Annotated in this window: 13 protein-coding genes; 6 read left to right on the top strand and 7 right to left on the bottom strand. The window is 51.8% G+C overall.

Annotation, left to right across the window (positions count from 1 at the left end):
* Nucleotides 1–36 precede the first annotated feature (36 nt).
* From AB4876_RS15420 to AB4876_RS15395, 6 genes are all read right to left on the bottom strand, one after another.
* On the bottom strand, nt 37–2,349 hold the full coding sequence (locus AB4876_RS15420) for a DUF6351 family protein (RefSeq protein WP_368382647.1): 2,313 nt from the start codon (nt 2,347–2,349) through the stop codon (nt 37–39).
* A 607-nt stretch (nt 2,350–2,956) separates the two neighbouring features.
* On the bottom strand, nt 2,957–4,690 hold the full coding sequence (gene aceK / locus AB4876_RS15415; protein ID WP_368382646.1) for a bifunctional isocitrate dehydrogenase kinase/phosphatase: 1,734 nt from the start codon (nt 4,688–4,690) through the stop codon (nt 2,957–2,959).
* A gap of 129 nt (nt 4,691–4,819) precedes the next feature.
* Entirely contained in the window at nt 4,820–5,854 is a 1,035-nt protein-coding gene (locus AB4876_RS15410; protein ID WP_368382645.1) for an LLM class F420-dependent oxidoreductase, read from the bottom strand.
* 57 nt (nt 5,855–5,911) lie between these two features.
* The gene (rraA, locus tag AB4876_RS15405) at nt 5,912–6,403 is read right to left on the bottom strand and encodes a ribonuclease E activity regulator RraA (protein WP_368382644.1); all 492 of its coding nucleotides are present in this window, start codon (nt 6,401–6,403) and stop codon (nt 5,912–5,914) included.
* Between the two features lie 100 nt (nt 6,404–6,503).
* Nucleotides 6,504–7,067 carry a hypothetical protein gene (locus AB4876_RS15400; protein WP_368382643.1) on the bottom strand — a complete coding sequence of 188 codons (564 nt, stop codon included), beginning with the start codon at nt 7,065–7,067 and terminating at the stop codon, nt 6,504–6,506.
* A 215-nt stretch (nt 7,068–7,282) separates the two neighbouring features.
* Nucleotides 7,283–8,881 carry an isocitrate lyase gene (locus AB4876_RS15395; protein WP_368382642.1) on the bottom strand — a complete coding sequence of 533 codons (1,599 nt, stop codon included), beginning with the start codon at nt 8,879–8,881 and terminating at the stop codon, nt 7,283–7,285.
* A gap of 357 nt (nt 8,882–9,238) precedes the next feature.
* Between AB4876_RS15395 and AB4876_RS15390 the strand changes: the two genes are divergently transcribed.
* The 6 genes from AB4876_RS15390 to AB4876_RS15365 all read left to right on the top strand — a co-directional run bounded on the left by AB4876_RS15390 (nt 9,239) and on the right by AB4876_RS15365 (nt 18,198).
* A complete protein-coding gene (locus AB4876_RS15390) occupies nt 9,239–11,425 on the top strand; it encodes a malate synthase G (RefSeq protein WP_368382641.1) in 2,187 nt (728 codons plus the stop codon).
* Between the two features lie 207 nt (nt 11,426–11,632).
* Nucleotides 11,633–12,580, top strand: a complete 948-nt coding sequence (locus AB4876_RS15385) for a LysR family transcriptional regulator (protein ID WP_368382640.1) — start codon at nt 11,633–11,635, stop codon at nt 12,578–12,580.
* Nucleotides 12,581–12,712: 132 nt separating this feature from the next.
* Nucleotides 12,713–13,198 (top strand): FKBP-type peptidyl-prolyl cis-trans isomerase, encoded by a 486-nt coding sequence (locus tag AB4876_RS15380; protein WP_368382639.1) that lies wholly within the window; start codon nt 12,713–12,715, stop codon nt 13,196–13,198.
* A 216-nt stretch (nt 13,199–13,414) separates the two neighbouring features.
* The gene (locus AB4876_RS15375) at nt 13,415–15,145 is read left to right on the top strand and encodes an HAD-IIB family hydrolase (RefSeq protein WP_368382638.1); all 1,731 of its coding nucleotides are present in this window, start codon (nt 13,415–13,417) and stop codon (nt 15,143–15,145) included.
* 45 nt (nt 15,146–15,190) lie between these two features.
* Nucleotides 15,191–16,414: a glycosyltransferase family protein gene (locus AB4876_RS15370; RefSeq protein WP_368382637.1), complete on the top strand. Its 1,224-nt coding sequence runs from the start codon at nt 15,191–15,193 to the stop codon at nt 16,412–16,414.
* A complete protein-coding gene (locus tag AB4876_RS15365) occupies nt 16,414–18,198 on the top strand; it encodes an alpha-amylase family glycosyl hydrolase (RefSeq protein ID WP_368382636.1) in 1,785 nt (594 codons plus the stop codon). Before AB4876_RS15370 ends, AB4876_RS15365 begins: the two co-directional genes overlap by 1 nt.
* A gap of 7 nt (nt 18,199–18,205) precedes the next feature.
* Here AB4876_RS15365 and acs read toward each other — a convergent pair whose 3' ends face one another.
* Nucleotides 18,206–20,143 (bottom strand): acetate--CoA ligase, encoded by a 1,938-nt coding sequence (gene acs, locus AB4876_RS15360; RefSeq protein ID WP_368382635.1) that lies wholly within the window; start codon nt 20,141–20,143, stop codon nt 18,206–18,208.
* Nucleotides 20,144–20,365: the final 222 nt, after the last annotated feature.

Genomic DNA, 20,365 nt, shown 5'->3' with positions numbered 1-20,365 from the left:
AAAGCGCTATTACCTCAGTCATTAGCTAATTAGGTTTCAGGGTTGCTGCCAGCCGGGTTCCCATGTTTTAGAAAAGGCGGGGCTTGCCCAGCCCGCTGGGAAATCAGCGGGTGTCATCTGCTCGCCACCGGTAATCACGTCGCCTTTATCATCTTGATACTTTAGCCATGTCACCGTGCGCTGCCACTCCAATGGCCGCTTAGACCAGTCGCAAACGCCAGTTGTAAAGGTTTGCTCCAGTAGCAGCCAGTCTGCTTCCTGCCAAACGGTATTACCCAGTCCGTAATTATCCGCACGGCTAAAGGGTTTTAACTGACACTGTATTTGATCGCCGTATTTGTCAGCGCCGGCTTGGGTGCGAGGCGTGCCAAATACCGTCATCAACTCCTCTGGACACATTTCGCCGGGTACGCCGCTACACTGGTCTTGCACGTCGGCGGGCTTGTTGGTAATGATTTTCTGGGCCAGTGGCGTCACACTAGTATCTGCCTCAATGGCGTCTAACCAAGACGCCATTGCGACCAGTGACTGATTCATATAGTTGAGATCACCGACCAAGGCGGTAAGGCCGCCCCAGTGTACAAAGTTGTCGCGGTGACCAAATTCACGTTCAAGACGCCAGCGCACCCAATAGCCGTGCACGGCGTCGTGTGCCGCACCTGGATCAGGCCCAGTCATATTTATAATCGGCACAGTATCCATATTCACTATGGTATTCAAAATGCCGGTCCGGTAGGCATTGGGCAGCGCTGGGTAATCTGCTTTCATACGGCCCGCGGTCACATTCAAGCTAGGGTCTAAACCGCCGATATTTGTGTTCAAGGCTAAAAATTGTGCAGGACTGATAGTGCCTTCTTGCAGAGGGATTAAGCCGTACTGTACGCCTTCGTTACCCAGTGGGAATCCGGCAAAACCATAGCCAAGATCTTTTTCAATTTGTGACCAGCGGTCGCTCAGCGGATCGGCAGCAGGGACGCGCTCGCGCTCACCAACCATATTTTCCATAAAGCTAATTACATCGCAGCGCACGCCGCCGGGATTGGTGTCTTGATCAAAGCGCTCTTCAGCGCTCACGCCGCCGCAGGCAGATGCGGGGTCTACTGCCTCGCCAAACAGCGCGGTGTCAGCTACCGTGGCATTAACAATACCGTTCACGTGACCGTAAATTTCGTTTTGTTGAGGTATCGCATAGACAGTGCCATCGCGGGAGGTTGGCGCCACAGGGTTATCGGCGGTAATACCAAAGTAGCGCAGCAGCATATGGTAGTCGGCAAACTGGGTTGCGGTACTCATTACATCTGGGTAAGTACAGGTGGTTAACAAGCCCTGATACAAGCCAGGGTATGCATTGGCGATCATGTTTTGGGTAATTGCGCCGCCAGAGCAACCTGTGCCTACGGTGTAACGCAGCTCGCCATACTGTTCAATAAAATGCTCTTTGGCCATCATTAGCGATTCTGCTTGATAGCTTAAATTACAGTTGTGGCCCAAGTTTAACTGCGCAGTAGAGAGTACCGACCAGCCCATGCTCAGGGCGGTAATATACGACTGCTCGATGAGCGGATTTCCTGGGATCGTACCTGCGTAGTCATCTGTGCGGGGCGAACTGGTGTCGTGGTCGCCTCGGCAATTGCCGCCGTGGGTAACTAATAAGCGACGATTCCACTGGGATTGTGGCTGAATTGGGGTCCAGTCTTCGCCGGTTTTGTGCAGGGTGAAAATACTGTACTGATCGCGGGCCTGATAGCCATTTTCCTGGCGCACAATAAATGGCAGTGTCTCACCGGTATCGGTCGTGGTGGTGGCGACATCGTCGGCTGGGTTTTCGGGATCATATGGCTGCAAGCCGCTTAGCGTCGGGTTGCTCGACTTGTACAGCCAGAGATATTCTACTTGCTGGTTGCAATCCTCGTCCGCAGCGCCATCTTGGCACTCCCAAGGCTGGATATGAGGGCCGGTAAAAACTGGTCCGCCCGAGGGGTGGTTGATCACGGTGATACTATTGCCGATATTGGAACTGATGGTGTTTTCGCCAAGGCTTAAGCCGTCCACTAGGCCTAGTAGGCGCAGCGGGTTGTTTGGAGTGGCTTGTAGCGCGCTGCTTACATCAACATTGTTGAGGCGCAAGATGAGGTCTTCGGCGGATTGAGCGTCTTTTAATATGACCTCAATCAACACATCACCGGCCGAAACGAGGTCGGGGCGGTTCGAGAGCACCTGCACGGTGGCTCGATCGTTCGCCGGGCCCTCTTGAGGAGGCTGGGCGTGGCTGCTACTGCTTGAACTGCTGCTGCCACCGCAGGCGGCCAGCATTAAGGTGGCCGCGATAGCGAGTATTTTATTATTCACTGGAACTCTCCTCTGTGCGCTAACTGGCCGCGCGGTTCATCAAAAAATGGCAATGACACTTTATAGGGTTGTTGTGCAGTGTCAAATGTTTGCACCTCAAACAAATATAGCTTGCTCACAATGAAAACGGCTTAGCTTAGTGGTGATATAAACATAGCAGGTGCTCGTGCTTAAATCTCGGCGTCACCCAGTGTTAGTTTTTGGCTGGGACTTCAACTCCTATTATAAGGAGCGTATTAAGCTGATACTGGTGCCCGCGGCCGCTCTAACCTTTCAGGTAGTATTTGATTGGAGTGAGGTGTAATCCGATTTATTCCCTCGGATAATTGATACAGTCAGTTCCGCTATATGATGTGGAACGGATCTTGACTAAGTACATAGGGAATGTTTTGTTTGGTGCAACTTTAAGGCAGTGTCGGAGGCGGCATGAATTGTTACTGTATTAGAGCGGCCTGCGAGCCAAGAGGGCATGTTTTTGCAATTGGTGGGCTTTGCCTCCCCACTGACGCCGTCAAACGAAAAATCCGCACTACTTTTTGAATACGGTATTGAGGAGCTTCCGAAGCTTACACTGAGTAAATTGCCATGATTTGGTACCTGGGTCAGATCACAGCATCGCGCGCTGTTGAAAGCGCTGTTTCTTCCGGTAGGGAAATACATCGGCAACATAGCCATTGCGAATGGTCTCTTGCAGGCCCTGCCAGTAAGTGGGGTCGTAAAGCTCGCTGTGCAGTGAATCAAATACTTTCTTGGCGCGCTGATTGCCAGAGAAAAACAAGCGAAACTCCTCAGGGAAAACATCTTCCGGATTAACCTCATACCAAGGCTGAGTTGCCATGGCTTGCTCGTCATTTTTGGGCTCGGGGAGCTTTCTGAAATTACAGTCGGTGAGAGGGCAGATTTCATCGTAGTCGTAAAATACCACCCGGCCGTGACGGGTAACGCCGAAGTTTTTCAGTAGCATATCGCCAGGGAAAATATTACCGGCAGCCAATTGTTTAATGGCATTGCCGTATTCGCCCATCACACTTTCAAGTTGTTGTTCGTCGCAGTCTTTGAGATAGAGGTTGAGAGGAACCATCTTGCGCTCTACATAGACGTGCTTTAGCAATAGTGCGTTACCGCTTACGCTCACTTTTGACGGCGCTTCTTTCTCTAGTTCAGCAATGAGTTCGTCGGAAAAGCGGCGACGATCAAAGGCGAGATTATTAAACTCTTGGGTGTCGGCCATACGCCCGCCACGGTCCCAGCGTTTTACCAAGCTATAGCATTTGCGTACATGCTCTTGGGTCATGTCTTTGGGGGGCGTGAAGCGATCCTTTATAACCTTGTATACATAGCCAAAGTCGGGGCGGGTGAATACCAGCATGACCATGCCCTTAATGCCGGGCGCTATAATATAGGGAGACTCGCTATTGGCGGTTTCGTCCACGGCAAAGCGGAAAAACTCAGTTTTGCCGTGTTTGGGCATGCCGATTGCGATATAGAGCTCAAAGATTTCTTTGTGTGGCATTAAGCGGTGTAAGAAGGCGATATACTCGGATGGAATAGAGGTGTCCACCATAAAATAGCTGCGGCTAAAGCTGAACAAAATCGATATATCGTCGGGGTCGGAGAGCACGGTGTCGACAAAAATTGATTTGTTTTCGCTGTGTAAAATGGGCAAAACAAAGGGCATGCTGAAATCACCGCTAACGATGCGGCCGACCAAATAAGCCGCCTTGTTGCGAAAAAATAATGATTCGAGCGTTTCAACGTAAATCTCTTTGCTGCGGTCGCGGATTTTGGGAATTAACTCTGCGTTGACCACGTTCATGATGAATCCAATGTCACGGTCGAGATCTTCCCAGGGGATATTAAATTCGCAGTCGTTTAATAGTGAGCGGGCGATGTCGGCGGCGTTATCGCCGTCAAAAAGGTAGCGGCGGAGGATGGACTCGGTCGAGGCTGGGGTGCAGTGCTCGTCTGAACTGAGGGCAAAGGTGTGGGCGTCTCGGATTTTTTCATGTTTAAAGACATGGCAGTATATGGAGTTAAAGAACGACTGGGCTATTTCGAAGTTGTCGTGGTTTTGGATTAGCTCAGCATACTCCTGTTTTGCAATCTGCCAGTTGTTACGATCTTCGACGCTGCCGCCGGTAATTGTGTAGGCGGCTTCGGCGACTATTGCGCGTTTTTGCTTCCACAAGTCCAAGCGGTCGCGCATGGCTTTTTGGGCGCCGTGCCAGTCTGCCGCCTCGAAGCGCGCTTGGGCGCCAAGAGTGATGTTTTTGTATTCGGCAAAAAAAGCGTCAAAGCCATTGAGTATGGCCATGGCAAGGCGGCGGGTTACTGCGGTCATTTGTGGTTCCTAGGTGTATTACTGGTTGCTTGGTATGGCAGGGAGACGCTTGACGCGAGACGGCAGATGTAAATGCTGTCAGATTTTCGCGAGGTCTTTGCGTTTCCCGTCAAGCCTCTCCCACTTCCACTAAAGGAAGCAATCCGCCATGACTTCCATTGCGTCGGGCTGCTGACAGTTTAGCAGCATGGTATTAATTTCGCCTCGGCTAGATGCGGCATTCCAGTCTTTGGCGCGTTCGCGAATTCGCGATTCTGGGCCAACGAGGGCAACTTCGTCGACGAGGGCATTGGGGACGGCAGCTCGTGCATCCTCTTTTCTGCCGGCTAAATACAGGTCCTGAATTTTCTCTGCGTCATCGGCGTAACCCATCCGGCTTGCGTAGTCGGTATAAAAGTTTTTGCCTTTGGCGCCCATGCCGCCAATATACAGTGCGAGAAAGTCTTTAACAAAGGCGCGGCAGCCGTCGAGGTTGTCATCCATAATGACGCCAACAAAGGGCGCGACGTCGAAGTCAGCTTTGCTGCGGCCACTTTTTTGCAGGCCTTTTTCAATACTGGGCTCCAAAACTGAGTATTTTTCTGGGCTCATCCACACTGGAAACACGCCGTCCGCCACTTCAGCGGAAGCGCTCACTCCAGCGGGAGTGATTGAAGCAGTGTAAATGGGAATATTAGGGTCGCCGTGCAGAATGGACTTAAGGGGTTTGCCTAAACCGGTGGCGCCAGGGCCTTTATAGGGCATTTGGTACATACCGCCGTCGAATTCTACCGGGCCTTTACGTTCGAAAATTTGCTTCATGATTTTTATGTATTCGCGGGTGCGGGTAACGGGTTTACCGTACGGCACCCCGTGCCAGCCTTCTACCACTTGTGGGCCAGAGGCGCCGAGACCGACGATAAAGCGGCCGCCGGAGAGCTGGTCTAAGCTCATCGCTGTCATTGCGGCCATCGCAGGGGTGCGCGCCGGCATTTGCATAATGGCAGTACCGACCTTGATTTTGTTGGTGAGCGCTAAAATCCATGCAGCAGGGGTAACTGCGTCGGAGCCGTAGGCTTCGGCTGTCCATACGGAGTCGAAGCCGAGCAACTCGGCTTGCCGGACGGTGTCCATGGGTAGCGCCAGCTTTGCGCCAGAGTAGCCCAGTAATAATCCAAGTTTCATTGTCTGTTCCTTTTTATTGGTTTTCGACAGTCGAAGGTCTCATTAGACCCTAGTAGATTATTGGCTGTTTGTCAGGGACTGGGCGGCCACAATAACGCCGCTTAGGTCGGCGTAGAGGTACTCTCCTGGGGTGAGCGTGGTGCCGCCAAACTCGAGTGCTATATCGCAGCGGCCGTCACCGAGTTTTTCGGTTTTACGGGGTACACTACCCAGTGCCATGATGCCGATCGGCATATTGGCCAGCTCTTCAACGTCGCGCAGATAGCCGTAAATTACGATGCCGCGCCAGCCATTGTCAGCCGCAGCGCGGGCGAGGTTGTCGCCTAGTAGTGAGCGCCGTGGCGAAGCGCCACCGTCAATCACTAAGACTCTATCTTTACCGGGTTCTTTAACCATTTCAGCTACTTTGGAATTGTCTTCAAAGCATTTGATGGTAGCGATCTCGCCCCCAAAATGTTGTTTACCACCGTAGTGGCGAAAATTACCTTCTAGTACACGAACCTTATCACCATGTTCATCGCATAAGTCTGGGGTGGATATAGTGTCCATAATGGGTCCTTTAATTAGAGTCATAGAGGTGAGAGTGGAGCATTACTATGCCCTTTTTTGCATCTCGCGTCTCCCGTTGAGCAGCCTTCTAGGTTGGTGTTTAGCCGGTAATAAGGTTTAGGTATGAGGCCTCAATATCCACGTTGATATATGCCATTCCCAATACGCTTAAGTACGCTAATCGATCTGCCTTCATTAGGTCTATTTCGGGTGTCCCTAAACCGTTTTCCTGGTAGATGGCGGCTAGGTAGGCCATAAAGTCTTCGCCCTCTTTTAGTAGCAGTAAGCTTGCCGCACCGACATCGGGTTTTACTTTAGCATTTAGCGCCTCTGGCAGTGTTACGCCAAACACGACGGCTTGTTCGTCGCCTTCAATGCGCACGCTGCGGTTTCTTACTGTTTGCTTGGCCCAGTAAAAGGCGAGCTCTTTGCTTTGGGTCAGAAAGACCGGTTCAATCGATTCGGTATAGCTATTTCCGATTGTTGCCATGGTTTGCTTTGCGGCGTTCTTTAGCGCTTTGTCGCCGGAGCGCTTTAGGCCTTGCGTTTTGATTGAGTCAACCAGCGCCGACGAAGTGCCGTGATACCAGACGTTACTCGTAGCAAATCCTTGGTCGCTTAATACATTTTTAGCGTCTTTAAGAAAAGTAGGTGTATCAGTCATATTCGAAGTCACTTAGTCAGATTGAGATAGCAAGTAGCGGGAATGCTGAGTTAAAAGCCATTCTCTGCTTTTGCCGAAATAGTAGGGAGCAATCATATTCTATTCACAAAAAAGGCGACACCTTTTGCAAGGGTCGCCTTTTTGTACTGCGCTGAACGGTGCCCTGCGCCTGCGTATGCAATCGCCAGGGCACGTCACTTACACCTTAATTCAACTTAGTTGAACTGGTTAGAAGTGTTTTTCGCGCCGCCTGCTTTCAGTGCAAGCTCGCCAGCGTAGTATTCTTTGTGGTCGTCACCCATGTCTGAACCAGACATGTTTTGGTGCTTAACACAGGCGATACCCTGGCGAATTTCTTTACGCTGTACGCCAGCAACATAACCCAGCATGCCCTGCTCACCGAAGTACTCTTTTGCGAGGTTGTCAGTAGACAGCGCTGCAGTGTGGTAAGTCGGCAGAGTGATCAGGTGATGGAACACGTTCGCTTCACGGGCAGTATCTGCTTGGAAGGTCTTGATGCGTTCATCAGCAACTGCGGCCAATTCAGTTTCGTCGTATTCAGCTGACATCAGGTTCGCACGATCGTAAGCAGATACGTCTTTACCTTCAGCAGTCCAAGTATCGAAAGTTTGCTGGCGGAAGTTCAGCGTCCAGTTGAAAGAAGGAGAGTTGTTGTAAACCAACTTCGCATCTGGGTGAACTTTACGAACTTCGTCCATCATGCCTTTGATTTCGTGAACAGTTGGAACCGCTGTTTCGATCCAAAGCAGGTCAGCGCCGGCATTGATGGCTTCGATGCAATCGAATACGCAACGCTCGTGGCCAGTGCCTTCACGGAACTGGTACAGGCCAGAAGGTAAACGCTTAGGACGAACCAGCTTGCCGTTACGGTTGAAGCAAACATCGCCTTCAGCCATGTCAGCTACGTCGATTTCTTCAACGTCTAGGAAAGAGTTGTAAACATCGCCCTGATCGCCTGGCTCTTTAACAACAGCAATTTCTTTAGTCAGGCCAGCGCCTTCAGAGTCAGTACGTGCAACGATTACGCCGTTGTCGACACCCAGTTCTAAGAAAGCGTAACGCAATGCGCGCAGCTTATTGTGGAAGTCGGCGTGAGGTACGGTTACTTTGCCGTCTTGGTGACCGCACTGCTTCTCGTCAGCAACCTGGTTTTCGATCTGCAAGCAGCAAGCGCCGGCTTCGATCATTTGCTTTGCCATCAGGTAAGTCGCCTCAGCGTTACCGAAGCCAGCGTCGATATCGGCAACAATGGGTACTACGTGAGTAACATGGTTGTCGATTTGGTCTTGAATCTTAGCTTCTTCAGCGGTGTCGCCAGCTTCGCGGGCAGCATCCAGAGCGCGGAACAAGCCGCCCAATTCACGTGCATCAGCTTGACGCAGGAAGGTGTAAAGCTCACGTACCAAGTCGGCAACAACGGTTTTTTCATGCATTGATTGGTCCGGCAGGGGACCGAATGAAGAGCGCAGCGCGGCAACCATCCAGCCAGACAGGTACAAGTAGCGACGGTCAGTTTTACCGTTGAAGTGTTTCTTGATAGAAATCATCTTCTGCTGACCAATGAAACCGTGCCAGCAACCCAGAGACTGAGTGTATTTAGTCTTGTCTTTGTCGAATGCTGCCATGTCTGCGCGCATGATGTCGGCAGTGTATTTGGCGATGTCTAAACCCGTCTTGAATTTGTTCTGGGCACGCATGCGCGCTGCTGATTCTGGGTTAATCGCGTCCCAGCTGCTGCCGGCTTGTTCCTTAAGTGCGGCAACTGCCTGGATGTCTGCTTGTAGAGTTGACATATGTGGTCCCTATTTTGTTGCGGGTTTGGTGGTTTATTGCTGGCAAGTCTACGCTCAGTGGCTAAATTTTTCTAATTTATAGTTATTATGACGAGTATTTTTTTTGCGAATGCTGTTTGCTTGATGGTATTTAAAGAGCTATATAGCTACATAACAAAATAAGTGCAAATTAAATAGCTGTTATGGCGTGTCATTGCGGAGATCCAGCTTGGTCTTTGCATTCATGCAAAGAATAGCAGTGATAATATGGATAAATTTGCAGAATTATCCTCAGCTGCTAGGATGTCTCCCTATATTGCGCTTAATCGTAAGTGGCTATTTCTTAAATAGAACGTATTAAATTCATAAGGAGTGATTATGTCTTCGCAGGCCAATTCTAGGGTGCAGCACGCAGGCTTACAGATTGCCGATGTACTTTATCGTTTGGTCAACGATGAAGTCGCTCCTGGCACCGGTATTAATCCCGCCCAATTTTGGGATGCAATGGCGGCAGTGATCAAAGATCTCGCCCCTAAAAATCGCGCCTTATTAGCTAAGCGCGAGCAGATCCAAGCGCAAATCGACGAGTGGCACCGCGCTAATCGCGGTCAGTTCGACGCGGCTAAGTATAAAGCCTTTCTAACTGAAATTAATTACCTGCTCCCTGAGCCTGCTGATTTTGCGGTTAGCACCGTGAATGTTGATGAGGAAATCGCCAATCTGGCCGGTCCTCAGCTTGTTGTGCCAGTAATGAATGCTCGCTACGCCCTGAACGCTGCGAATGCGCGTTGGGGTAGCTTATATGATGCACTATATGGCACCAATGTTATTTCTGAGGCCGATGGTGCTGACAAAGGTAAGGGCTACAACCCTGTGCGCGGCGCCAAAGTTATCGCTTACGCTCGCCAATTTTTGGACAGCAGTGCGCCTTTGGCCAGTGGTAGTCATGCAGATGCCACCCTATATAGCGTTGTAAATGGCGCATTGGCGGTTAGCTTGGCAGACGGCTCGATTACCGAATTGCAGCAGCCTGAGCAGTTTGTCGGTTTTCTTGGTGATGCCGCCAGCCCTAGCAATATTTTGCTAGTAAATAATGGTTTGCACATCGATATTCAAATAGACGACCAGCACCCTATTGGCAAGGATGATCCGGCGCGAGTTAAAGATTTAGTGCTGGAGTCGGCACTGACCACTATTCAAGACTGTGAGGATTCGGTAGCCGCAGTAGATGCCGATGACAAGGTTGAGGTTTATCGCAATTGGCTGGGCTTAATGAAGGGCGATCTTCAGGAAAAGCTCAATAAAGGCGGTAAAGAGCTAGTTCGTACCTTAGTTGGTGACCGTACCTTTACCGCAGCCGATGGCGGCGAAAAAGTTATGCACGGCCGCAGTTTGTTATTGGTGCGTAATGTTGGTCACTTGATGACCAATGAAGCCATTATTGATGCAGATGGTTTTGAAGTACCCGAAGGCATTATGGATGCCATGGTCACCGTATTGGCGGCGATGCACGATCTTAAGCAAACTGGCTCGCTGCGCAATTCGCGCACTGGCAGTGTGTATATCGTTAAGCCCAAAATGCATGGCCCTGAAGAAGTGGCTTTTGCTGGCGAATTATTCTCGCGGGTTGAAGACGCGTTTGGTTTGCCGCGCAACACCTTGAAAATCGGCATCATGGATGAGGAACGCCGCACCACGGTTAACCTTAAAGCCTGTATTGCTGCGGTCCCTGAGCGCGTTATCTTTATTAATACCGGCTTCTTGGATCGTACCGGTGACGAAATTCACACCAGCATGGAAGCCGGGCCGTTTGTGCGCAAGGCGGATATGAAGCAACAGGCGTGGATTAACGCCTACGAAGACTGGAACGTTGATATCGGCTTGGCGTGTGGCTTAAGCGGTCGCGCTCAAATCGGTAAAGGTATGTGGGCCATGCCCGACGAGATGGCGGCGATGATGGACGCAAAGATTGCCCATCCGCAGGCTGGTGCTAATTGCGCTTGGGTGCCATCACCCACAGCCGCTACCTTGCATGTTATGCACTACCATCAAGTGAACGTGAAGTCAGTTCAAGAGCAGTTGGCGAGCCGTCAACGCGCTGCACTAGACGATATTCTGACTATTCCTGTTGCGGAAACCCCCGATTGGAGTGCCGAAGACATTCAGCAAGAATTGGATAATAACGCTCAGGGCATGCTCGGTTATGTTGTGCGCTGGATTGATGCTGGTGTTGGCTGTTCTAAAGTGCCAGATATCAACGATATTGGACTGATGGAAGACCGCGCCACCTTGCGGATCTCCAGCCAGCATATCGCCAACTGGTTGCACCACGGTGTGTGTACCAAAGAACAAGTAATGGAAACCATTAAGCGCATGGCTGCGGTGGTTGATCGCCAAAACGCCAGCGATCCGAGCTATACGCCAATGGCACCTAACTTCGACGACAGCGTGGCCTTTCAGGCTGCCTGTGAGCTGGTCTTTAAGGGCTGCGAACAGCCTAGCGGCTACACCGAGCCTGTTCTGCATCGCCGTCGTATTGAATACAAGGCTCAAGCTAAGGCTTAAGTTTTTAAACGATTCCTTTCCTGTCAGTGAGGCTTGGCCCGGATTTATCCGGGCCTTTTTTATTATGGGAGATGCGTGACGGAAAACGGGAGATGCAAAAGCGTTAACCGTCTGCCGTATAGCGTCTCCCGTGTCTCTGCTGGCAGAGCGCTTAAAAAACGCCCATAATCACCCCAAACTATTAAGCCCTGCGGAGTTATTCTTAGTATGAATCTATCGCGAATCGATCTAAACCTGTTGGTCTATCTCGACGTGTTGCTGCGAGAGAAGAATGTTACGCGCGCCGCGGAGCAGTTGGGTATTACCCAGCCAGCCTTGAGTAATGGTCTGCGGCGATTGCGGGATTTGTTTAATGATCCTCTGTTAGTGCGCACCAGCGAAGGCATGACGCCTACCGAGCGAGCCGTGGAGCTACAGCCCCAGGTGCGGACTATTTTGTCGGCGGTAGAACAGGCGGTACTTCCTGTTTCTGAGTTTGAGGTGACGGAGAGTTCGCGGGTGTTTCGGATTATGGCCAGCGACTACGCGGAGTCTACTTTGCTAATGCCGCTGCTATTTAAGCTGCGCGATGAGGCGCCGAATATTACCCTAGATATCCTCACGCCCAGTGATGTGACCTTTCAGGATTTAGAGCAAGGCAAAATTGATATGGCGATCAATCGCTTCGATCGTTTGCCTCAGTCTTTTCACCAGGCCACGGTGTGGCGCGATAGCTTCTCGTGTTTGATGAGTAGCGGCAATTCGGCGCTTGAAAACTTTGATATGGACGCATTTTTGGCTGCGCCCCATATCTGGGTTAGTAAGACTGGCATGGGGGTGGGGCGAGGCATGAGTCAGCGCGACAGCCAGCGTCTGGGATGGGTTGACGAGGCCTTGGCCGAATGTGGGCACGAGCGCCAAATTCGGGTGTTTACCCGTCATTATCAAGTGGCTGCTTTATTGGCAAAGCACCCCGATCTTATTGCCACCCTGCCAACCCAAGTGGCCAATTTGTATACCGATGATCCGCGTTTAGCAGTGCGTAAGCCGCCGTTTATGATTATTCCCATCGAACTTAAATTGGCTTGGAGCCCGCTCTTGCAGCACGACCCAGGCCACATCTGGCTGCGGCGTCGAATTGTTGAGGTGGGTGAGGAAATCTCTGGTCGCGCCTGAGTCCGTGATAACTTCCTCAATATCGGTGACTGATCGTCGAATCTCGGCAAATAAGCAATAAATTGGCCCCGTGGCGTGACCTCGCGGGTCAAAACTGTCATGCTTGTCGGCTTATTTTAACGGGAGGCTCCCATGATTATTGCTAACGATTGCGTAGTGGCTTTTCACTACACCCTGACCGACGAAGCTGGCGTTGAAATTGATACGTCTAAAGGTCAAGAGCCACTGGCCTATCTGCATGGTCACGGTGGTATTATCCCAGGTTTAGAGCGTGAGCTGACCGGTAAAACTACCGGCGACGCGATGAAAGTGACTGTTCAGCCAGAAGATGGCTACGGTGAGCTGAACCCTGAATTGATCCAAGCGGTACCTCGTGAAGCATTCCAAGGCGTCGATCAAATCGAAGTCGGCATGCAGTTTCAAGCCTCGGGTGCCCAAGGCCAAGTGCAGACTGTTGTCGTTAAAGCGGTTGATGACGAGTCTGTTACTGTTGATGCCAACCACCCTTTGGCTGGTCAGGTATTGCAGTTTGATGTCAGCATTGAAGAAGTGCGTGTTGCCAGCGAAGAAGAACTTAGCCATGGCCATGTTCACGGCGCCGGCGGTCATCAGCACTGATTGCGAATGTGTTTTAAAAGAGGCCTAAGGGCCTCTTTTTTTTGCCTATTATTTTACCTCTCTGAACTACTTTCTCCTGTCCCACCTTAGGTGGCAAGAAACCTGCTTAGTCATATTGGCATACTTAGCTAACAAGGCTTACTTACGGTTGCGCTATAACTAAGTTCTTTAACAAACGACTTAAGAAGTAATTCTATAGGTTATAAGGGGGTTTCTTTGTCTAACGCGGACCTCGCAGCGTTTTTATTGCAGGAGCGTTTGCCGGAGCAGTATCGGCAGCAGATTCATGCCTATTTCATCCCGTTTATAGAGGGTGTATTGCCGCGTATTCGCGCTGGCGATTTGCGTGTATTGGGTATTCATGGCGCTCAGGGCAGCGGTAAGTCGACCTTGGCCGCGTTTTTACAGTGGTATTTACAGTGTGAGTACAGGATGACGGTCGCGGTGGTGTCCATCGATGACTTTTATCTGCGTCGGACTGAGCGAGAGGTGTTGGCGAAAACCGAACACCCTTTGCTCCTGACCCGCGGTGTGCCAGGCAGCCACGACGTGGCGCTTGCCAAACAGGCCTTGACGGCCTTACTGGCCCTCAAGTCTGGGCAGTCGATGGATTTGCCGCGCTTTGATAAATCCTGCGACGACCGCGCTCAGCGGTCAGTTTGGCCGCGAATCAGTGGGCCCATTGACCTCGTTATATTTGAAGGCTGGTGTTTGGGTGCAGAGGCTTGCGAGCCCTCAGCACTGCTGGCGCCGGTGAATGCTTTAGAGTCGGCAGAGGATAGCGACGGGGCTTGGCGTCGTTATGTGAATGCCGCGCTCGCTGGTCCGTACCGCGACCTTTTTGCTCAAATTGATTACTTGCTAATGCTGGCGGCGCCCAGTTTTGGCTGTGTGCAGGGCTGGCGGCTTGAGCAAGAGCAAAAATTGGCGGCGAAGGTGGATGCGGGTTCCGCCTCGGCGTTAATGGATGCGCCGGCCATTCAGCGCTTTATTCAGCACTACCAGCGCATTACCGAGCAATGTTTGCGAGCGCTGCCCCTGCGCGCAGACTGCGTAATGACGATGGCGGCGGATCGTCAGATTAGCGCTGCGTACTACCCACGGCAAGGCGATGACCATGCTGCTGAGACATGCCCAAGCCTTGTGTTTAGTGATTTAGACGGCACCCTGCTCGATCACGACAATTACTCTTTTAGCGCAGCATTGCCAGCCTTGGCGCGTTTAGCTGAATTGGGGGTGATTTGGGTACTCAATACCAGCAAGACCCAAGCGGAGTTGCATCAGTTGGCGGCGCAGCTGAATAATCCCTATCCCTTTATTATTGAAAATGGCGCGGCGGTGGTGGTGCCCGCCGGCTGTGATTTGCTGGCCGATGTTGATTTGAGCGTAGTAAATGGCCAGCGGGTAAAGGAATTTGCGCCACGCCGCGAACAGATTTTAACGCTATTGCACGGGTGGCGAACACAGTACGGCTATCAGTTTTCCGGTTTTGCAGACTGTGATGCACCAACTTTGTGCAAAATAACGGGTTTAAGTTTACAAGAGGCAGAGTTAGCTCTGCAGCGTGAATATTCTGAGCCTATTCGCTGGGAAGACAGTGACGAACGCTGGCAGGAGTTTGCGGTGCTGCTGGCTGCGGAGGGCTTGCAGGCACTAAAAGGCGGGCGTTTTATCCATATTATGGGCGCCGCAGATAAGGGGCGGGCGATGGCGTGGCTGGCTTCTTGCTTATACCCATCTGGGCCCGCGCCGCGGCTGATCGCGCTGGGTGACAGCGGCAATGATATTGCCATGTTAGAGCGAGCCGATATTGCTGTGCTGGTGCGTTCACCACATCATTCGCCGCCGCAAATAGTGGCACCACAGGGAGACTTGCGTATTACCGAAGGTTTTGGTCCGGTGGGCTGGAATGAAGCCTTGTTGGATATTTTTGGCGCCGGTGATTAAGTCGGGCCACCACCACGAACGTATGACAATAATATAGGGAAAGTTATGGGCGATTTTTACCAGAACGGCATTATTACTACCTTACACAATTTAATTGACCGGCCGGTGAGTGATATCGAGGCTGAATTGAAGCAGTTTGCTAAGCAGCGGCCAATGGCGCTGATGTTGCCCTCGCTGTTTTCTGAGTTGGAAGGTCCGGCACTGGCTGCGATCATTGATGAAATTGCCAAGGTCGATTATATCGATGAAATTATTATTGGTTTGGATCAAGCAGATGAGGCTCAGTATCGCTACGCCTTGAAATTCTTTAGTCGGCTACCTCAGCGTCACCGCGTGCTGTGGAATGATGGCCCGCGGCTGCGAGCCATTGATGCTCGGCTGAAAAAGCGCGGTCTTTCTCCCGAAGAGCCAGGTAAAGGCCGCAATGTGTGGTATTGCCTTGGCTTTATTCAGGCCTCGGGTCGCGCCGAGGCCATCGCCCTACACGATTGCGATATTCTGACCTATGACCGTCGCCTGCTTGCGCAATTGTTTTATCCCGTGGCTAATCCGGCCTTTAATTACGAGTTTTGTAAGGGCTATTACGCGCGAGTTGCCGACGGCAAAATTAATGGCCGAGTGAGTCGTTTATTGGTCACGCCACTGATTCGCTCCTTAAAGAAAATTCTCGGTGGTTCGGATTATCTCGAGTATTTAGACAGCTATCGCTACCCCTTGTCGGGGGAGTTCTCAATGCGCATGGATGTGTTAAATGATCTGCGTATTCCCAGTGACTGGGGCTTAGAGATTGGCGTGCTGTCGGAGATGTACCGCAATTACTCCACCAACCGGCTGTGTCAGGTCGATATTGCGGATGTTTACGATCATAAGCACCAGTCCTTGTCGGCGGCGGATGACGGCAGTGGTCTGTCGAAAATGTCGATTGATATATCCAAAGCGATTTTTCGCAAGCTGGCCACTAATGGCGTGGTTTTTAATAGCGAAACCTTCCGCACCATCAAGGCAACCTATTACCGAGTTGCCCTAGATTTTGTCGACAGCTATCGCGCCGACGCGGTGATGAACGGCCTTGATCTAGATTTACACCGCGAAGAACAAGCGGTAGAGCTATTCGCCCAGAATATTGTGAAAGCCGGCAATATGTTTTTAGAGAACCCCATGGAAACACCGTTTATACCGAGCTGGAATCGGGTAGGCAGCGCCGAGCCGACCTTGCTGGCCGATATGCTGGCCGCGGTGGAGGCTGACAACGAGGAATTCGCACAGTAATGACGGAATTAGGCCCCGAGCAGCATTTACGCACGCGCTTAGCCGCCCATTTGCAGGTTTTATATCCAGACCTGGATGGCGAGGTATTAATTGATCAGATGATGGGGGCAATGGCGCTAGACCAGCGCTGTTTTATGCCTGAGGCCCATAAAAACCACTGGGACGAAAGTGATGCATTGGTCATCACTTACGGCGACTCAATTTTGCGTGAAGGGGAATGGCCGCTGCACACCCTGCACGATTTTCTGCGCAGGGAGCTGCGTGGGGTGTTGAGCGGCGTCCATATTTTACCCTTTTACCCTTATAGTTCCGACGATGGTTTCTCGGTGATTAACTACGTGGAAGTGAATCCTTCGCTCGGTGATTGGCAGGACGTGAGTGCGATTGCCCGTGATTTTGATTTAATGGCCGATTTAGTCATAAATCACTGCTCTAGCCGCAGTCTGTGGTTTGAAAACTTCAAGCAGCGCCGCGACCCCGGCCAAGATTATTTTGTAGAAGTCGATCCCAGTGTCGATTTAAGTGCCGTGGTACGGCCCCGCACTAGTCCGTTGTTGAGTGAGGTGCAAACCCTCGACGGCAAGCGCCATGTTTGGTGTACTTTTAGTCATGACCAAGTTGACCTTAATTTTGAGAATCCCAAGGTGTTATTGGAGTTCATCAAGATTATCCGCCATTATCTCGATATGGGGGTTAGGATTTTTCGTCTCGACGCGGTGGCTTTTCTCTGGAAAATTCCGGGCACCAGCAGTTTAAATTTAGAGCAGACCCACGAGGCGGTGCGCTTGCTACGTAGCTTGATTGAGCACGCGGTGCCAGACGCTATTATTATTACCGAAACCAATATTCCCCTGCGGGAGAATCTGGCGTATTTCGGTAATGCCAATGAAGCGCATATGGTCTACAACTTTTCGCTGCCGCCGCTATTAATTAACACCTTAGTTACCGGTAGCAGCCGCGCCTTAAAAACCTGGATGATGGGTATGCCAGCAGCTCAAGATGGCACCACCTATTTCAATTTTATTGCCTCCCACGACGGCATCGGCCTGCGTCCGGCGGAAGGTTTACTCGGCGACGATGAGATTCAGGCCCTTGTTGGTGTGATGCAAAAAAGCGGCGGCAGAGTGTCGTGGCGGGCCTTGGCCAATGGCGAAAATCGGCCTTATGAAATCAATATTAGTTTGTTCGACGCCATGCGTCGGCGGCTTGATGGCAGTGAAAGTGACAATGGTGGCGAGGATGGCTATCAGGAGCAGCGGTTTATCTGTGCTCACGCCCTGATGTTGGCGGTGCAAGGGGTGCCAGCGTTCTACATTCACAGCTTGCTGGCCACTGAAAACGATGAGAATCGGGTTTTGCACACCAGTCATAATCGTTCAATTAATCGCCATCAGTGGTCGGCGGATGATCTAGAGGAGCAGCTGGCGACGTCGAGCCATCACGCGCGAATTTTCGGCGTGCTTAAAGAGTTAATCGCACTGCGTTCAACGCAGGCCGCATTTCATCCAAATGCCGCGCAATACCCGCTGCATCTTGGCGATCAAATATTTGGTATTCGGCGCGAGACACGAAGCAAGGATTTACGCGCACCGCAAACTATCGTTGCTTTGTATAATATTAGCGCTGAGGCGCAGGCGATTCCCCTGTCAGAGTTGAACCTCGATCCACGGCTGGAGTGGACGGATTTACTCAGCGGCGGCCAGGTAATGGGGGATGTGGGCAGTATTAAGTTGCCACCCTACGCCTATTGTTGGTTCCAAGCGTCGGGTGGCGATAGCCGCTAAGGGACGCTTAGCGGTTTAGGCGGTGCTCGATAAGCTCGTCAACCACGCTCGGGTCGGCTAGCGTCGAGGTGTCGCCAAGGTTGTCGAGCTCATTGGCGGCAATTTTGCGCAAAATCCGGCGCATGATTTTTCCTGAGCGAGTCTTCGGTAAACCTGGAGCCCACTGCACCAAATCTGGTTTGGCAATGGGGCCGATTTCCTTGACGCAAAGTGCCGTTAATTCTTTAAGTAATTCTTCGCTACCTTCAATATCGTGCATCAGCGTCACATAGGCGTAAATACCTTGTCCCTTAACGTCGTGGGGGTAGCCCGCCACAGCCGCTTCGGCAACTGCTTCATGGAGTACTAGCGCACTTTCAATCTCAGCGGTGCCCATGCGGTGCCCAGATATATTCAATACGTCATCTACCCGCCCAGTAATCCAGTAATCACCGTCTGCATCGCGGCGGGCGCCGTCGCCGGTAAAGTAGTAGCCGGGGTGGGTGCTGAAATAGGTTTCGATCAGGCGCTGATGGTCGCCATAAACACTGCGAATCTGGCCGGGCCAAGAACGCTTAATAACGAGTAGGCCTTCGCCTGGGCCGACGATTTCCTTGTCATCATTATCGAGCAGTGCTGGTTCAACGCCAAAGAAGGGTTTGGTTGCCGAGCCGGGCTTCATGTCGATGGCGCCAGGCAGGGGTGTAAGCATGTGGGCACCGGTTTCAGTCTGCCACCAAGTATCGACGATCGGGCAGCGATGTTCGCCGATTACGCGGTGATACCACTCCCAGGCCTCTGGGTTTATTGGTTCGCCCACCGTGCCAAGCACACGCATGCTGCTGCGGTCGGTACCGTCCACGTACTCGTCGCCAGCGCCCATTAAAGCGCGCAGCGCGGTAGGCGCGGTGTAGAAAATATTTACCTTGTGTTTGTCGACCACCTGCCAGCACCGCGAGGCGTCGGGGTAAGTGGGCACGCCTTCAAAAAGTAGGGTGGTGGCGCCGTTGGTCAGTGGGCCGTAGACAATATAGCTGTGGCCGGTGATCCAGCCGACATCGGCGGTACACCAAAACACTTCGCCGTCTTTGTAGTCGAAAACGTATTTATGGCTCATGGCCGACTGCAGTAAATAGCCGGCACTGGTGTGCATTACGCCCTTGGGTTTACCGGTGGAGCCGGAGGTGTACAAAATAAAGAGTGGCGTTTCACTGGGCATGGCGACGGCTGGGCAGTCGGTGCTCGCATTGGCCATTTCGTCGTGATACCAAAGGTCGCGGCCATCCTGCCAGTTTACTTGGCCGCCGGTGCGCTTAACCACTAGGCAGCTTTCAATGCCTGGGCAGTGTTCAAGTGCTTTATCTGCGTTGGCTTTCAAAGGGATTTTTTTACCGCTGCGCAGGCCTTCGTCGGCGGTGATCAGCATTTTGCAATCGGCGTTTTGAATGCGGTCTTTTAAAGCCTCGGGTGAAAAACCGCCGAATACTACCGAGTGGATGGCGCCAATGCGGGCGCAGGCCAACATTGCATAAGCCGTTTCGGGAATCATCGGCATATAAAGACAAACTCGGTCGCCTTTGTTAATGCCGCGGGCCTTTAGCACATTGGCGAGCTTGGATACTTCCCCGTGTAATTCGCGGTAGCTAATATGTTTGGATTCGCTGGGGTCGTCGCCTTCCCATATTATGGCAGTCTGCTCGGCGCGGGTTCCAAGGTGTCGGTCTATGCAGTTGTAGGCAACATTGAGCTCGCCGCCTTCAAACCAGCTGGCTTCGCCCTTGCTAAAATCGTAGCTGTTGACGGTGTGCCAGTCTTGGTCCCAGCTCAAAAAGGTCTTTGCCTGGTTGGACCAGAAAGTATCTGGGTCTGCGAGGGACTGTTCATACATGGCATTGTATTGCTCGCGGTTGATATGGGCATCGGCCGCGAAATTGCTTGGCACGGGGTGTACGTTGACTTTACTCATAGCAGAACTCTCAAATGCGCGATTGTTATCGTTGGACGGCGTGGCGCGTCAAATTGCGGATTTTCAACTTGCAGGATAACGGCTTGGCGACAGCGATTGAAGCCCCCTACGACTAAAGTCGGGTAAGGATTTTGCTGAGCGTATTCACGGAGATGTTGGGGAAAATTGCGAAGGGGTGCCTAGCCATAACTTACTGGCAAGTGGCGGAACAATGGGGTGTGC

Origin of the sequence: Zhongshania guokunii (assembly GCF_040892635.1) — a bacterium.
GTDB lineage: Bacteria > Pseudomonadota > Gammaproteobacteria > Pseudomonadales > Spongiibacteraceae > Spongiibacter > Spongiibacter guokunii.
The sequence above is the reverse complement of the archived record's forward strand: the minus strand, read 5'-3'. Positions and strand labels throughout refer to the sequence as shown.

What these genes read in the sequence shown, in the direction of transcription:
- aceK (WP_368382646.1), bottom strand. Translation starts at nt 4,690, where the DNA reads ATGACCGCAGTAACCCGCCGCCTTGCCATGGCCATACTCAATGGCTTT.
- AB4876_RS15410 (WP_368382645.1), bottom strand. Translation starts at nt 5,854, where the DNA reads ATGAAACTTGGATTATTACTGGGCTACTCTGGCGCAAAGCTGGCGCTA.
- rraA (WP_368382644.1), bottom strand. Translation starts at nt 6,403, where the DNA reads ATGGACACTATATCCACCCCAGACTTATGCGATGAACATGGTGATAAG.
- AB4876_RS15400 (WP_368382643.1), bottom strand. Translation starts at nt 7,067, where the DNA reads ATGACTGATACACCTACTTTTCTTAAAGACGCTAAAAATGTATTAAGC.
- AB4876_RS15395 (WP_368382642.1), bottom strand. Translation starts at nt 8,881, where the DNA reads ATGTCAACTCTACAAGCAGACATCCAGGCAGTTGCCGCACTTAAGGAA.
- AB4876_RS15390 (WP_368382641.1), top strand. Translation starts at nt 9,239, where the DNA reads ATGTCTTCGCAGGCCAATTCTAGGGTGCAGCACGCAGGCTTACAGATT.
- AB4876_RS15385 (WP_368382640.1), top strand. Translation starts at nt 11,633, where the DNA reads ATGAATCTATCGCGAATCGATCTAAACCTGTTGGTCTATCTCGACGTG.
- AB4876_RS15380 (WP_368382639.1), top strand. Translation starts at nt 12,713, where the DNA reads ATGATTATTGCTAACGATTGCGTAGTGGCTTTTCACTACACCCTGACC.
- AB4876_RS15370 (WP_368382637.1), top strand. Translation starts at nt 15,191, where the DNA reads ATGGGCGATTTTTACCAGAACGGCATTATTACTACCTTACACAATTTA.
- AB4876_RS15365 (WP_368382636.1), top strand. Translation starts at nt 16,414, where the DNA reads ATGACGGAATTAGGCCCCGAGCAGCATTTACGCACGCGCTTAGCCGCC.
- acs (WP_368382635.1), bottom strand. Translation starts at nt 20,143, where the DNA reads ATGAGTAAAGTCAACGTACACCCCGTGCCAAGCAATTTCGCGGCCGAT.